Source organism: Bradyrhizobium sp. BRP20 (assembly GCF_020194215.1).
Classification (GTDB): Bacteria; Pseudomonadota; Alphaproteobacteria; order Rhizobiales; family Xanthobacteraceae; genus Bradyrhizobium; species Bradyrhizobium yuanmingense.
Genome location: NZ_JADYVY010000008.1, coordinates 11545 through 26229, shown reverse-complemented (window position 1 = coordinate 26229; position 14685 = coordinate 11545). Strand labels below are relative to the sequence as shown.

At 65.4% G+C, this 14685-nt stretch carries 14 protein-coding genes; 4 read left to right on the top strand and 10 right to left on the bottom strand.

Going from position 1 to position 14685, the window contains the following annotated elements; all coding sequences use genetic code 11:
- Positions 1–10 precede the first annotated feature (10 nt).
- Entirely contained in the window at positions 11–607 is a 597-nt protein-coding gene (gene fdh3B, locus I6F33_RS19805) for a formate dehydrogenase FDH3 subunit beta (protein WP_036005105.1), read from the top strand.
- Positions 608–647: 40 nt separating this feature from the next.
- Positions 648–1649: a formate dehydrogenase subunit gamma gene (locus I6F33_RS19800; RefSeq protein WP_036023646.1), complete on the top strand. Its 1002-nt coding sequence runs from the start codon at positions 648–650 to the stop codon at positions 1647–1649.
- Positions 1650–1664: 15 nt separating this feature from the next.
- Here I6F33_RS19800 and I6F33_RS19795 read toward each other — a convergent pair whose 3' ends face one another.
- Both I6F33_RS19795 and I6F33_RS19790 read right to left on the bottom strand, forming a co-directional pair.
- Positions 1665–1865: a hypothetical protein gene (locus I6F33_RS19795; RefSeq protein WP_225143852.1), complete on the bottom strand. Its 201-nt coding sequence runs from the start codon at positions 1863–1865 to the stop codon at positions 1665–1667.
- Between the two features lie 72 nt (positions 1866–1937).
- The gene (locus tag I6F33_RS19790; RefSeq protein WP_156447252.1) at positions 1938–2090 is read right to left on the bottom strand and encodes a hypothetical protein; all 153 of its coding nucleotides are present in this window, start codon (positions 2088–2090) and stop codon (positions 1938–1940) included.
- A gap of 108 nt (positions 2091–2198) precedes the next feature.
- Between I6F33_RS19790 and I6F33_RS19785 the strand changes: the two genes are divergently transcribed.
- Entirely contained in the window at positions 2199–3278 is a 1080-nt protein-coding gene (locus tag I6F33_RS19785) for a HoxN/HupN/NixA family nickel/cobalt transporter (RefSeq protein WP_225143849.1), read from the top strand.
- On the top strand, positions 3259–5571 hold the full coding sequence (locus tag I6F33_RS19780) for a TonB-dependent receptor (RefSeq protein ID WP_225143847.1): 2313 nt from the start codon (positions 3259–3261) through the stop codon (positions 5569–5571). Before I6F33_RS19785 ends, I6F33_RS19780 begins: the two co-directional genes overlap by 20 nt.
- 46 nt (positions 5572–5617) lie before the next feature.
- Here the strand turns inward: I6F33_RS19780 and I6F33_RS19775 are convergent, their stop codons facing one another.
- The 8 genes from I6F33_RS19775 to I6F33_RS19740 are packed head-to-tail and all read right to left on the bottom strand — an operon-like array spanning position 5618 to position 14592.
- Positions 5618–6682, bottom strand: a complete 1065-nt coding sequence (locus I6F33_RS19775; protein WP_225128980.1) for a UDP-glucuronic acid decarboxylase family protein — start codon at positions 6680–6682, stop codon at positions 5618–5620.
- A gap of 11 nt (positions 6683–6693) precedes the next feature.
- Positions 6694–7818, bottom strand: a complete 1125-nt coding sequence (locus I6F33_RS19770; RefSeq protein WP_225128981.1) for a glycosyltransferase — start codon at positions 7816–7818, stop codon at positions 6694–6696.
- Complete coding sequence (locus I6F33_RS19765) at positions 7815–8903, bottom strand: glycosyltransferase (protein ID WP_225128982.1); 1089 nt, start codon at positions 8901–8903, stop codon at positions 7815–7817. The genes I6F33_RS19770 and I6F33_RS19765 overlap by 4 nt, the downstream gene beginning before the upstream one ends.
- Entirely contained in the window at positions 8900–10030 is a 1131-nt protein-coding gene (locus tag I6F33_RS19760) for a glycosyltransferase (protein ID WP_225143845.1), read from the bottom strand. Before I6F33_RS19760 ends, I6F33_RS19765 begins: the two co-directional genes overlap by 4 nt.
- Positions 10027–11139: a glycosyltransferase family 4 protein gene (locus tag I6F33_RS19755; protein ID WP_225143843.1), complete on the bottom strand. Its 1113-nt coding sequence runs from the start codon at positions 11137–11139 to the stop codon at positions 10027–10029. Before I6F33_RS19755 ends, I6F33_RS19760 begins: the two co-directional genes overlap by 4 nt.
- Positions 11136–12422, bottom strand: coding sequence for a TIGR04295 family B12-binding domain-containing radical SAM protein (locus I6F33_RS19750; RefSeq protein WP_225143842.1), 1287 nt, complete (start codon positions 12420–12422; stop codon positions 11136–11138). The genes I6F33_RS19755 and I6F33_RS19750 overlap by 4 nt, the downstream gene beginning before the upstream one ends.
- Positions 12419–13480, bottom strand: coding sequence for an SDR family NAD(P)-dependent oxidoreductase (locus tag I6F33_RS19745; protein ID WP_225111869.1), 1062 nt, complete (start codon positions 13478–13480; stop codon positions 12419–12421). Before I6F33_RS19745 ends, I6F33_RS19750 begins: the two co-directional genes overlap by 4 nt.
- Positions 13480–14592, bottom strand: coding sequence for an NAD-dependent epimerase/dehydratase family protein (locus tag I6F33_RS19740; protein ID WP_225143840.1), 1113 nt, complete (start codon positions 14590–14592; stop codon positions 13480–13482). Before I6F33_RS19740 ends, I6F33_RS19745 begins: the two co-directional genes overlap by 1 nt.
- Positions 14593–14685 lie beyond the last annotated feature (93 nt).

The following is a 14685-nucleotide window of genomic DNA, read 5'->3' as shown; positions in this document are numbered from 1 at the left end:
GAGCACGCACATGGCTCGGATGAAATTTCTCTGCGACGCTGATCGCTGCATCGAGTGCAACGCCTGCGTCACCGCCTGCAAGAACGAGCACGAGGTGCCCTGGGGCATCAACCGGCGGCGTGTCGTCACCATCAACGACGGCAAGCCGGGCGAGCGCTCGATCTCGATGGCCTGCATGCACTGCACGGACGCGCCCTGCGCGGCGGTCTGTCCGGTGAACTGCTTCTACACCACGGCCGATGCCGTGGTGCTGCACTCCAAGGACCTCTGCATCGGCTGCGGCTATTGCTTCTACGCCTGTCCGTTCGGCGCGCCGCAATATCCAAAGGTCGGAAACTTCGGCTCGCGGGGCAAGATGGACAAGTGCACCTATTGCGCCGGCGGCCCTGAGGCCGACGGCAGCAAGGAGGAATACGCGAAATACGGTGCGAACCGGCTGGCCGAAGGCAAGCTGCCGCTCTGCGCGGAAATGTGCTCGACCAAATCCTTGCTTGCGGGCGACGGCGAGATCATCGCGCAGATCTACAAGGAGCGCGTCATGAAGCGCGGCTATGGCTCGGGTGCATGGGGCTGGAAGACCGCTTATCGCGAGGCGATCGAGTCCTGAAGTGGCAACAGAAGGGCGCGCAAATACCGGGGAGGACGTGATGGCGTCATTTGGAAGGTTCATTCGCCTGGCGTTCGGCGTTTGCACGCTGCTTCTCTTGGCGATGGCGGCGCCTGCGAGTGCTCAGCAGGTCAATCCGACTGCAAGCTCGGTCAAGGAGCAGCAGCTTCTGCAGGAGCTGAACCGGATTCAAGGGCGTGTCAGCATTCCGGATCAGCGGTCCGGCGTTCTCGAGCAGCCGCAGGGGCGGGAATGGCGGGAATTCCGCATGGTGACGCTGCCCTGGATCGGCGGCGTTGCCATCATCGGCATGATCGCCCTGATCATGATCTTCTATCTCACCCGCGGCATGGTTCGGCTGGAAAGCGGCCACTCGGGCCGCACCATCGTGCGCTTCAACGGTTTCGAACGTTTCGTGCACTGGATGACGGCAACCTGCTTCATCATCCTAGCGATCTCCGGCCTCAACGTCACCTTTGGCCGGCAACTGCTATTGCCGCTGATCGGTTTCGAGGCCTTTTCCGAATGGTCGCAATGGGCCAAATACGCCCACAATTATCTGAGCTTCCCGTTCACGCTGGGGGTCGTGCTGATCTTCCTGATGTGGATCGGCGGCAATATCCCCAATAAGGTGGATATCGAATGGGCCAAGCGGGGTGGCGGCCTGATCGGGCATGACCATCCACCGGCCAATCGCTTCAATGGCGGCCAGAAGATGATCTACTGGATCGTCGTGATCGGTGGTGGGCTCGTCGCGGCGAGCGGCTATGCGCTGATGTTCCCGTTCTACGGCACGGGTATCGAAAGCATGCAGATGGCCCAGATCGTCCACTCCATTGTGGCGGTCCTGTTCGTCGCGGCGATGATCGGGCACATCTATATCGGCACCATCGGCATGGAAGGTGCGTTCGCGGCCATGGGCTCGGGCGAAGTCGACGTCAACTGGGCGCGCGAGCACCACAGCCTCTGGCTCGACGAGCAGATGGCGCGAACGGGACCGAACGACGGGCAGCGGCAACCCGCGACCGCAGCGGCCGAATAAAGCGGACCTGCCGGCCTACCGCGGCTCTTTCGCAAACAAGAAGGAGCGGTCCTGCAGCTCCTGCTCGGGAAGCTTGTCGGCTTGGCCCGTCTGCATGTCTTGAATGGACGCCATGCCGGGCTGACCGAAGTGAGGTACTGCATGCGGCCTGAACACGCTATTGGCCGCACCGGCGAGAAGCATGGCTGCGATTAGCGAGAGCATGAGGAATTTCATGCGCGTCTCCGTCTGCCATCTCCACCCGCCACGATGAATACATCCGGATCGTCGAATCGGATGTGAGCGGCTTCACAGCAACGGGTTCCAGTTGCGTGGGTCGAGCTCCCCCTGACGACCGTCAACTTCGGCGTCAAACTGGATATCTGCTTGCCAATGCGAGCGCCCATCCCGCATCGGCGCGGTGATCCCGCTGACGCGGAATTCCTCCATCAGGCCCGCCATTTGGCTCGCATTCCGTCGGCTCGTCAGGGGGCAGACCGAAACTGGTCCGGCTCTTGCTCTTGCCAGTATGAGAAATTTTGATAAACGTCATACTGTAAGGGCGAGCGAATGGAACGAGCAGCGATGCGGACTTTGCGGGCGGTCGAGCCCGGAACGGTGGCGCTGCTTGGCGGGCTCGTCGCCGCCAACATCGCCGCATGGGCCTGGGCCTTCACGCTGTTCGGCGACCGGCCGACGGTGATGGCGACGGCCTTGCTGGCCTGGGTGTTCGGCCTGCGTCATGCCGTCGATGCCGATCACATTGCCGCGATCGACAACGTCGTGCGCAAGCTGATGCACGGCGCCGAGACGCCGCGCAGCGTCGGCCTCTATTTCGCGCTCGGCCATTCCACCGTCGTCGTGGTGGCGACCATGCTGCTGGCACTGGGCGTCGTGAGCCTCGGCGGCGACAGCCTGCTCAAGGAGATCGGCGGTCTCATCGGCACCTCAGTCTCGGCCCTGTTCCTGCTTGCGGTTGCCGCGATCAACCTCGTCATTTTCGTCGGCCTGTGGCGGACGTTTCGCGCGGCGCGGGAGCAGGGCGTTCACGATGCTGCGCAATTCGATGCGCTGCTTGCCAGCCGCGGTATTCTGGCCCGGCTGCTCGGCCCCATGTTCCGCCTGGTGACGAAGCCCTGGCACATGTACCCGCTCGGCTTCCTGTTCGGCCTCGGCTTCGATACCGCGACGGAGATCAGCCTGCTCAGCATCTCCGCCAGCGAGGCCGCGCGCGGCGCCTCGCTCGCCGATGTGCTGGTTTTCCCCGCGCTGTTCGCCGCAGGCATGGCGCTGGTCGACGCGGCCGATTCCGCGCTGATGGTGAGCGCCTATCGCTGGGCCTTCGTCGATCCCTTGCGCAAGCTCTGGTACAACCTCACGATCACCGGCGCCTCCGTCGCGGTAGCACTGTTCATCGGCGGGATCGAAGCGCTCGGCCTGATCGGCGAGCGGCTCGGTCTCTCCGGCGGCGCATGGGTGCTGGTCGAGGACCTCAACGAGTCGCTTGCCAATGTCGGCTTTGTCGTGATCGCGCTGTTTGCGGTCGCATGGCTCGTCTCGGTCGTGCTCTATCGCCGCATGTTCGGGAACGAGCCTCGCCACGCCGGCACGAAAGTTTTGGAATGCACCGATGCGACCGAGGCGGCCTGAGCACGGTCATCGCGGCGGCGCTTTGACGGCACTCTCGGTCCTGGCGCTGCTCGCGGATGACGGCCGCGCCCTCGCACAGAGCAATGACACCTCACGCGAACTGCCGCCGGTCGAGGTCAGTGGCGGCGCCACGCCCGGGCGCAAGATGACGGCCGCATCGCGCCGTGCCGCCAGATCGCCCGCGGCCGGCCGCCGGATCTTCGTGTCTTCCGCGACGGCGCAGGCGTCGGATCCGCGCAGTGCCGGCTCGGGTGCAAGGGCCGCAGCCGGCATGGCCAGCGAGATCACTGTCTCCGGCGACGAGATCAACGCGCGCCCTTTCACACGGCCGGGCGAGGCGCTCGAAGCCGTGCCCGGTCTGATCGTGACGCAGCATTCCGGCGAGGGCAAAGCCAACCAGTATTTCCTGCGCGGGTACAATCTCGACCACGGCACCGATCTGGCGATCATCGTCGACGGCGTCCCCGTCAACATGCGCACCCACGCGCATGGTCAGGGCTATGCCGATCTCAACTGGCTGATCCCGGAAACCATCGCCGCAATGGACGTGCGCAAGGGACCTTACTTCGCCGACGAAGGCGACTTCGCCTCGGTCGGAAGCGTTCACATCGGCCTGATCGACAGCACAAGGCGGCTGGCGCAGGTGAGCGCCGGCAGCTTCGGTTACCGCCGTCTGCTCGGCATGGATTCCGCGAAAGTTGGCGACGGTTCGCTGCTGGTGGCTGGCGAGATCGGTACCTACGACGGCCCGTGGGACAATCCGGACAAATTGCGAAAGCTCAACGGCCTCGTGCGCTACAGCCAGGGCACCGCGACCGACGGCATGTCGCTCACCGGCATGGCCTACGTCAACAAATGGAATGCGACCGACCAGGTGCCGCAGCGCGCCATCACCAGCGGCCTGCTCGGCCGTTATGGTTCGGAAGATCCGAGCGACGGTGGTCATGCCAACCGCTTTGCGCTGTCCGGGCGCATCGCGCAGACCGACGACATCGGTTCATGGAAGGCCAACGCCTATCTGGTGAAGAGCCAGCTCGACCTCTTCAATAATTTCACTTACTTCCTTGACGATCCCGTGCTCGGCGACCAGTTCCACCAGCACGACGACCGCTTGATGGCGGGCGCCAATGTCTCGCGCACGCTGGACGGCTCCTTTGCCGGCCTGCCGATGCAGACCACCTTCGGTCTGCAATCGCGCTATGATGCGATCGACCTCGCGCTCACCAATACGTTCCGGCGCGGCTTCATCGGCAATATCCGCAGCGACAAGGTCGGCGAGGGCAGCGTCGGGGTCTATGCCGAGAACACGGTGCGCTGGACCGACTGGCTCAGGACGACGTTGGGCTGGCGGGGCGATTATTACGCCGCCGACGTCACCTCTCTGTTCAACGCCGCAAATTCCGGTCGCGCCGATGCCGCGCTCGGCAGCCCGAAATTCAGGATGGTGCTTGGGCCGTTCAATCATACGGAATTCTTCCTCGGCGCCGGCTACGGCATGCACTCGAACGATGCCCGCGGTGCGACCACGACGGAGGATCCCACCGATCCCGCGACAAGGCTCACGCCGTCGCCGCTCCTGGTGCGCACCAGAGGCGCGGAGGTCGGGGTTCGTAGCAGGATCGTTCCCGGCCTCGAGAGCTCTCTCAGCCTCTTCATCCTGGACCAGGATTCCGAGATCCTGTTCTCCGGCGATGCCGGCGATACCTCGGCAACCCGCGCCAGCCGCCGCTACGGCTTCGAGTGGACCAACCATTACCGGCCGCGGTCCTGGATCGACATCGATGTGGATCTTGCAATGACGCATGCGCGCTTCCGCGGCCATGACGGCGAGCAGGCCGCGGTCTATGCCTCGCTCGCCGGCTATCCCGAGGCGCAAATCGGCAATGCGCCCGGCAACTACATTCCCAATGCCCCGGCGATGGTGGCATCGGCCGGAATAACGCTCGGCGAGAAGACCGGCTGGTTCGGCAGCGCGCGCTGGCGCTATATCGGCGCGAGCCCGTTGACCGAGAACAATGCGTTCCGCTCGCGGCCGACCGGCCTCGCCAACGCGCGGCTCGGCTACCGCAGCGAGAACGGCTGGCGCATCCAGTTCGACGTGCTCAACCTGTTCAACAGCAAGGCGAACCAGATCACCTATGCCTATGGCTCGCTGTTGAAGACCGATACGCTCTACAATCTCTGCGCCGCCAATGCCGCACCGGCCGCAGTCTGCGGGAACGGCGTGATGGACTATGTGCTGCACCCGGTCGAGCCGATGGCGTTTCGGGTCACTGTGGCCGGAATGTTTTAGGCCTGTTGCGCGAGCACACTGGGCTAGCCTGTCAAAGGATTTGCCTTCACGGTTGCTCGGACATCGTCAGGCGGCCGCGTGCTGGAGGGCGCGTCCTGCGCGCGGCGATGGCCGGCACGAGCGTGGGCGATTCCCCGGCGAGACGGAGCGCAAAATAGGCGATGGTCGCTTGAAGGCCGTCCTTCAATGCCACCCTCGGACGCCATCCCAGGATCTTCTCGGCGGCGTCGATCACAGGCTTGCGCCGCCTGGGATCGTCCTTCGGCAGGGGCTCGAAGCGCAGCGGGGACGCAGATTCGGTGCATGCCAGCACCTCACGGGCGATGGCCTCGATCGTGACCTCGTGCGGATTGCCGAGATTGCACGGACCGCTGACCGAGGCGGGGCTCTCCATCAGGAGCTGAAGCCCCCGCACGAGATCGTCAACGAAGCAGAAGCTGCGGGTTTGCGTGCCCTGGCCGTAGATCGTGATCGGCTCGCCACGCAACGCCTGCACGATGAAGTTGGAGACGACGCGGCCGTCATTCTCGAGCATGCGCGGGCCGTAGGTGTTGAAGATGCGCGCGACCTTGATCTCCGTCCCGTGCATCCGCCGATAGTCGAACATCAGCGTCTCCGCGGCCCGCTTGCCTTCGTCGTAACAGGCCCGCGGCCCGACGGGATTGACGTTGCCGAGATAGGATTCCGGCTGCGGATGCACCTCCGGGTCGCCGTAGACCTCGCTGGTGGAGGCCTGAAGAATCCGGGAGCCCTTCTGCCGCGCCAGTTCGAGCAGGTTGATCGAGCCGAGCACGCATGTCTTCATCGTTCCGACCGGATCGACTTGATAATGGCGGGGCGAGGCTGGGCAGGCGAGGCTGTAGATCCGGTCGATCTCGCCCTCGATCTCGATGGAATCGCGTACGTCATGCTCGATGAAGCGGAAGTTCGGATGGTTGAGCAGGGGCCGGATGTTGTCGGTGGTTCCCGTGAACAAATTGTCCAGGCAGATCACCATGCTGCCGCGTTGCAGGAGCGCGTCGCAGAGATGCGATCCGATGAAGCCGGCGCCGCCGGCGACCAGGACCGTCGGCGAGCGGCGGGACGCGTGGATGCGGGTCTGGAGCGTCATGACGTGGCCTTTCAGAGTTGGGCGACCTGCATGGGGCGAACGACGGGGAGTGGCGCCGTCTTGCGGCGGCGCCGCGCGGCTGCCTCGGCGTAATAGGTCTCCAGCTGCCGCGCGCGATGGTCGGGGGTGTGGTCGGCGAGCACCCGCCGCCGCGCGTTGTGGGCGATCGTGCGCCGTTGCTCGTCCGGCATGTCGCGCAGGATCTCGACAACCTCGCGCGGGCTGGCTGCCAGCAGGATTTCCTTCGAGGGCGCGAAGATCGTCTCGATCCCGGGCCACCGGTCCGAGATCACGGGCGTGCCGCAGGCCGCCGCCTCGAACAGCCGGACGCTCGGGGAGAAGCCCAGCGCCTTCATGTCGGCGCGGGTGGCGTTCAGCGTGAAACGCTGCGCCGCGTAGAACTCCGGGTGCTGCTTCGGCGAGAGGTGCTCGATCCGCGTAACGTTGGCGGGCCACGCGATATTGTCCGGATATTGCGCGCCGGCGACGACGAATTGATCGCTCGGCAGCGTGCGCGCCGGTGCCAGCAGCAGCTCCTCGAGAACGGGCTGCCGGTCCTCGCTGTAGGTCCCGAGATAGCCGAGCGCCCATTTCGGCGGCGCCTGCTTCGGCGCGTAGATCTCCGCGTCTGCGCTGCAGTAAAGCACACGCGCGAGCGGACTGCCGTAGCTCTGCTCGATCATGCCGGGCACCGGTCCGCCGGTGAAGGACAGATAGAGATCGAAGCGCGGGATCATTGCCGCCGAGAGATAGGCGAGGCCTTGCTCCAGCCGCGCCAGAGTGACCGGCGTGTCGATGTCGTAGAACGCGGTGATGCCCCTCGCGTGCGTCGTAGTCCATTCGGCGAGGGCGATGCCGTCGGGAACATAAGAGCCGATGATCACCAGATCGGCATCGCGGATCAGCTTGCCGAACTGGCGCGGAACATCTTTCGAAGAATGGTACAATTCGACAGTCCAGGCAGAGGGCTTGGTCAGGTCGCGGTGATCCCGATACCAGGGCACGTCCCGCTCCAGGAACGTGACGCGGTGACCTCGTCGCGCCAGCGCTTCGATCAGGGCGCGGTAGGTCGTGGCATGACCGTTGCCCCAGGACGAAGTGACCGAAAGACCGATGACGACGATGGAGAGGTTCATTCTGCTGCCTCGATTCGGGAGCTGTGGGCGACGAAGAGATCGTTGAACTGGCGGGCGCGCTGCCGGTAAGTGTGCTGGCTGAGGATGCGTGCGCGGGCGCGGCGGGCGATAGACCGGGCCCGCTCGGGATCGAGCGCGGTGAGGTGCTCGGCCACCTCGGCTCCGTCGGCGGCCACCAGCACCTCGCGGCCGGGTTCGAGGAAATGATCGATGCCGGCCCACTCGTCGGTGATCAGGCAGGCGCCGGCGCCGATCGCTTCGAACACCCGCGTCGGCGGTGAGAAGCCATAGCGCGCCATGCTGTCGCGATTGACGTTGAGCGTGGCGAGCGCCGAGCCGAAGAACGCGTTGTGATCGGCGGTGCCGACATGGCCGACCTTTCGCAGATTGGCGGAGGCGTCCTTGTCGTCCCAGCCGGAGCCGCCGAGCACGAAGGACTTTTCGGGCAGATGGCGTGCAACGTCGAGGAAGAAATGCTCGACGCGCCTCTCACGGTCGGGCAGGCGGTTCGCCAGCAGGCTGAGATCGCAGGCAAAGCGCGGATTGGGCGGCGACGGAAAATGCGTGGCCGGATCGAGCGCGTTGTAGATCGGCACGCAGTCCCGCGCGCCCACCGATCGATACGCGGAGACGACGGGCTCGCCGCCGCCATAGGTCAGGACCATGTCGTAGTATGGGATCGCGCGACGCAGATGATGCTGCGGATCGCTTTCCATCGCCTCGAGCGTGGCGGGAGCATCGACGTCCCAATAGATCCGCGTCAGCCGCGAGGGCAGCGCGGCGACGGCGTTCTCCAGCTCGAGATCAAAGACGCCGACGCCGCTGGCCTTGACCAGCATGTCGGCCGATTGTGCGGCTGTGTCGAGCGAGCTGCGCCAGCCGTCGGCGGTCGCGGGATACACGACCACTTTGGCCCAATCCGGCTCGTCGATGTCGCGATGCGACTGGCGGTCGAAGGCGTCGGGTTCGTAGAAGGTGACCTCGTGGCCGAGCGCCGCGATCTCCTTCAGCATGCCACGGTAGTAGGTGGCAGCGCCGTTCCAGTAGGACGAGACGAGGCTGGATCCGAAGAAGCAGATCTTCATGCGACGGCTCCGATGTCGTGCTGAGGCCGTGCCGAACGGCTGGAATCCCTGAGGTCGGTGACGATGTCGATGAGCTGCTCGGCGCGGTGGCGGCAGGTATGACGATCCCGGATGACCTTCAGTCCGGTCTCCACCATCGCGGCAGAGAATTCCGGATCGTCGATGATGATACGAAGCGCATGCTTCATCTGCGCGCCGTCGGCAACGCTGAGATAGGTGCCCTCGGGGAACAGGCCTTCCTCATCCGACCAGGGTGCCGAGACCAGGGGAATGCCGCAGGCCAGCGCCTCGAACACGCGGATGGTCGGGATGCCCGGCAGCAGGGCGACGTAAGGCCCGCGCGGCACATGGATGGTCGCGCGCGCGCTAGCGAACGCGACGGGGGCCCAGTGCGCCGGCAGCCAGCCGCCATAGCGGATGCCTGCGCTCCTGATGGTGCGGAGCGCATCATCCGAATAGCGCACGCCATGGACGCTGGCGCGGAGCTTCAGCTCCGCCACGGGCTCGACCAGGAACTCGTTCAGCTCGGCGCTGCGCTCGCCGTCGCCCCAATTGCCGACCCAGACCAGGTCGTCGGTCCGCTCGACCTGCGGCAGCGGATGATACAGCGCGACATCGGCGGCTTCGTGCCAGGTGAAGACCCGGTCGGCCCAGCCGAGCTTCAAATAGATCTGCCGAAGCACCTCGCCGAAGGCGAGCACGCCGTCGAATCCGTCGAGATCGAATTGCGCAAGCTCGTCGGGCGCGCTGACCGCACGGTGATGGGTATCGTGAAAGAGCAGGGTGAAGGACGCACCTTGCGCCCGCCTGCGCCCGACTTGCGCGATCAGATCGGGCGAATTCCATTCATGCACGATGACGAGATCGGCGTCATCAAGCGCCCGTTCGAGATCGAGGCTGGTGTCGTAGCGGCGGATGTCGATGCCGGAAAATAGCGCCGGAATGTCATCCATGGCGTGGCTGCCGCCTTCGCGGATCGCGTTCAGCCGGCTCCAGCCGTCGATGGGTTCGAACACGACGACTTGGTGCCCAAGCGCATGGAGCTCGCGCGCATAGCCACGCAGGAAATGCGCGTTGCCGTTGTTCCAGCAGGAGGTGAAGGCATGATAGAACAGGACGCATTTCATGCGCGCACCTCGATTTGGCTGGCCGCGGCGCTCGTCCGGCGCGATGCGATCAGATCCTGGTAGAGACCGAGATAGGCGCTCGTCATGCGCGTCAGCGAATAGGTCAGGGATTGCTCATAGGCGGCCCGCTGCAGCTTTGCGCGGCCCATCTCGTCAGCGCAAAGATCTGCCAGAGCCCGGTGCAGCGCCTCGCTGTCGGCGGGATCGACGAACAAGGCGGCGCCGCGCCACAATTCCCTGAAGGTCGGGACGTCAGAGAGGACCAGCGCGCAGCCGGCGGCGGCGGCTTCCAGTACCGAGAGACCGAACGGTTCATAGAGTGCGGCGCTGACGAAGATCGCTGCATGCTGCAGGCGCGTCTCCAGCGCCGCGTGCGGCAGCTCTCCGAGCCAGGTGATACCCGCTGGCAGGCGTGCTTCGATAGGACCGGCCACCTCGACCGGCCAATCCAGCCCAGGCGCGGCGGCGGCGAGCGCTTCGATGTTCTTGGCTCGGTCCCACAGCCGTCCTGCCGCGAAAATCAGGTCCTGCTTTCGCCCAGACGGGGCGCGTGGCGAAATTCCGTTCCAGATCACCGCGCCGCGCGATCGCGACTGGTAGATCGCCGTGATGTCGTCGTGGAAGGCCCGGCTCGGACAGAGCCAGGCCTGCGCCGCGTCGAGCGCGGCGGCGACCCGCTCGCTGTAGCGGCGCCATCTGGGCTCGCCAAGCCAGGCCGTATCGCGGCAGGCCAAGGCCCAGGAGTTCACGCAGGAATGCGCCACCAGCACGGTCGGGGCCTGCCATGCAAAGGTCGCCTCGCGAAAGCTGTTGAGATGCACAACGTCGGGCATCAATCTGGCTTCCAGGTTTGCAAGCACGCGCCTTGCGTCGGAAACGTTTTGGCCCTCCGGGTCCTGCCATTCGAGTGCGAGGTCCGTCTCGATCAGGTGAACGCTGGTCTCGTGCAGCATCTGACGCTGATCGACGCGCGCCCGCGGGCCCAGCGTCACCAGCGTGACGTCGGCTCCGGACGCAGCGAGACTTGTGGCGAGGGCGCAGGAATAGGTCCACACGCCGCCAACCGTGTCGGTCGTCATCATGATCCTGATGTCGGCGCAACGGTTCATGAGGCCACCTGGAGTTCGAGGCTGTCGAGTGGCACCGGGCGATCGTTCTGCACGTCGCTGAACTGGTCGAACATCGCGAGATAGTGCCGGTGTGCGCGCTCCCAGGCGACATCGTCGGGCTCGCCCCAGAGCTTGCGGTAGTCGGGAGAGCCGGGATAGGGGTAGAGCGGCACGGGATCGTTGGCCCAGACGCCGGCATCCTGCATGGTGCGGCGCCAGCGCTGCACCACGGGATCGTCGTCCTCGGGCACCTCGATCAAATTGGCCTGCACGAAGGGGACGTGGCGGCGAGCTTCGACCAGCCGGTCGGCGAGCTGATCCGTCGTCATCTTGCAATTCTTGGCGAGGGCCGCGCGCCCTTCCACGGTGAGGCTCTCGATGCCGGCTTCGATCGAGACGCAGCCGGCGCGCCCGAGCAGGGCGAGCATGTCGGGCTTCCAGAGGTCGATCCGCGTCTGCACGCCGAACTTCAGCCCGCGCGTCGTCAAGCCTTCCAAAAGTTCGCGATTGGGAAGAAAGATCTCGTCGATGAAGTAGACGTACTCGATGCCATGGCGGCGCAGACGATCGATCTCGTCGAGAATGACGGCGGGCGGCCGCTTGCGATAGGCGTTGCGGAAATTCTCCTTGGCGCAGAACGTGCAGTTGTAGGGGCAGCCGCGCGAGGCCTCCACCTCGGCTCCCGGTGCGGTCGGCGCGGCCTCGAAGCGGTGATGATGGTGATGGTGACGCCGGATCATATCCTCCGGCCAGTCGAGCGCGGGCTGGTCGCTGAACGCGACCGCCTGGGGCCCGCCATTGACCCGGAGCGAAGCACCGTCGGCGAAGCACAGGCCGGGAAAGTCTCGCTCGCCATTGGCGAGACGCAGCAGGGACGCCTCGCACTCGCCCATCACGACGATATCGACGCCAAGCTTCCTCAGGGCGGTCTTCGGCGTACTCGAACCATGCGGGCCGACCGCGATCAGGGTCGGCGCAAGGTCCCGCACCGCGATGGCGAGTTGCTGCGGCACGCGCAGCTCGGGCGGCGCGCAGCGCCAGAACAGATAGGTCGGTGCGGTGGTGAAGACGATCTGGTCGGGATCAAAGGCGCGCAGCTCGGCCTCGATCTCAGCGAGGGAGAGATCGAACATATGCGCATCGAGCAGCAACGTGTCGTGGCCGGCCGCCTTCAGATAGTGCTCGGAGATGCCGAGCTCGAGCGGCAGGTGAGGCGAGCGGCAGCCGAAATAGATGCTGCCCGAAAAATCCCAGTTCGGATTGATGAGGGCGACCCGCGTCATGCCAGGGCCTCGCTTCTATTCTGTGATCCGAAGCGGCTGTCGAGCCAGGTGTGGAGCGAGCGCAGGCCATCGGCGAGAGGCATTTGCGGCGTCCAGCCGAGCGCGGTGGCGAGCGCCCGCGTGTCGGTCACGTACCAGGGCTGATCGCCCGGTCGCCAGTCCGCAAAGCGATAGCTGACCTTGCGGCCCGTCAGCTCGGTGATGCGGTCGATCAACTCGAGCAGGCTGATCGCATTCGCAGGACCGCCGCCGAGATTGAAGACGCGCCCGCGCGCCAGCGCGATGTGGTCGAGCGCCGCGAGCCAGGCGCTCACCGCGTCCGACACGTGCAGCGCGTCGCGGACCTGCTTGCCGTCGCCATAGATCGTCAGCGGATTGCCGCTTATGGCGCTGAGCAGGAAGTGTGCGATCCAGCCCTGGTCCTCGGTGCCGAACTGCCGCGGCCCGTAGATGCAGCTCATGCGCATCACCACGGTCTGCAGCCCGAACACCCGGGCATAGTCGTGGACGTATTGATCGGCGGTGCCCTTGGAGCATCCATAGGGACTGTAGAAGTCCAACGGCGCGTTCTCCGAAATGCCGCCGGCGAGCAGATCGTTGACCGGCGTGTAGCGACGGCCGGTGAGCGCGATCTCGCTGTCCTCGATCAGGCGCCCATAGACCTTGTTGGTCGAGGCGAAGATCACTGGCGCTGAGGCGTTGTGCAGGCGGACGGCTTCGAGCACGTTCAGCGTGCCACGGGCGTTGATCTCGAAATCGGCCGAGGGATCGCTGACGCTGTCGGTCACGGCGACCTGGGCCGCGAGGTGCAGCACGGCGCGTGCCTCGCGCACGGCGTCGATCACCGGAATGGGGTCGCGGATATCCGCCACCGTGATCGCGACGCGCTCGCCATGCCGGGATTTCAGCCATTGCGCGTTCTCGCGCACGCCGGCGCGGGCGAGATTGTCCAGCACCAGCACACGGTCGCCGCGCTCGGCCAGACGGTCGGCGAGATTGCAGCCGATGAAGCCGCAGCCGCCGGTGACCAGGACAGGTCTGTTGTCTTGTTCACTCATCACGCGACCAACCCTCGTTGCAGCAGCTCACGGGTCGCCCGCTCCGCCTGATCGTCGGCGATCTGGTCGGCGAGGTACCCGGCGAGCTCTTCGAGCCCGTCCTTGAACGCGACATGCGGCTCGAAGCCGAGCAGGTCGCGTGATTTGCCGATGTCGGCGAAGCAGTGCCGGATGTCGCCAGCACGGTATTTCCGTGTGATCTCGGCAGCGATCTCGCACCGTCCCATCACCTGGGCAAGATCCTCGGCTACCGACAGAATGGTGCGGCTCTGGCCCGAGCCGACGTTGAAGACGTCCTGGGCGTGGTCGGATTCGAGCGCCATGCGGCAGGCGCGGGCGACATCGTGCACGTGGACGAAGTCGCGCCGCTGCAGGCCGTCTTCGAAGACGAGCGGCGGCCGGCCATTGAGCAGCCGCGCGGCGAAGATGGCCAGCACCCCGGTATAGGGATTCGACAGCGCTTGCCGCGGACCGAACACGTTGAAGAAGCGCAAGCCGACCGTCGGAATGCTGTAGGCCTTGCCCGTGATCAGGCACATCCGCTCCTGCGCATATTTGTTCAGCGCGTAGATCGAGCTCAAAGACGGCTGCTTGGTCTCAGGCGTAGGCACGGGATCGAGCGCATGGCCTGCATGATCCCGCAGTTCCCACTCTCCTTGGCGAAGCTGCCCGATCGGTCGTTCGTCGCAAGCCACGACGTTGCCGACGGCATCACGATACAGGCCCTCGCCGTAGATGCTCATCGAGGACGCCACAACCAGCCGTGCGACCGGTCGCTTCGCCAGCGCCTGCAGCAGCACGGCGGTGCCGAGCTCGTTCGTCCTGACATAGGGCTCGATGTCGTACATGCTCTGGCCGACGCCGACGGCGGAGGCGAGATGCAGGACCATGTCGGCGCCGCGCAAGGCCTGTTCGACGGCGACGCTGTCCGTGACGTCGCCGACCACGAGCTCGGCATCGTCCGCGAGATAAGCGGGCCGCTGACGGTTGCCGCCATGGACCTGCGGAGAGAGATTGTCGAGAAGGCGGACCTCATAGCCAGCCGCAAGCAGCACGTCGGCCGTATGCGAACCGATGAATCCCGCGCCTCCGGTAATCAATACTCGCGTCATTCACCGCTCCGTGCCGCATGGGACCGATCCGTTCGGGACCAGCCGATGATGAGAGTTGAAGCGCGCCTTTGCTTGGTCGGGCGACCTGCGCGC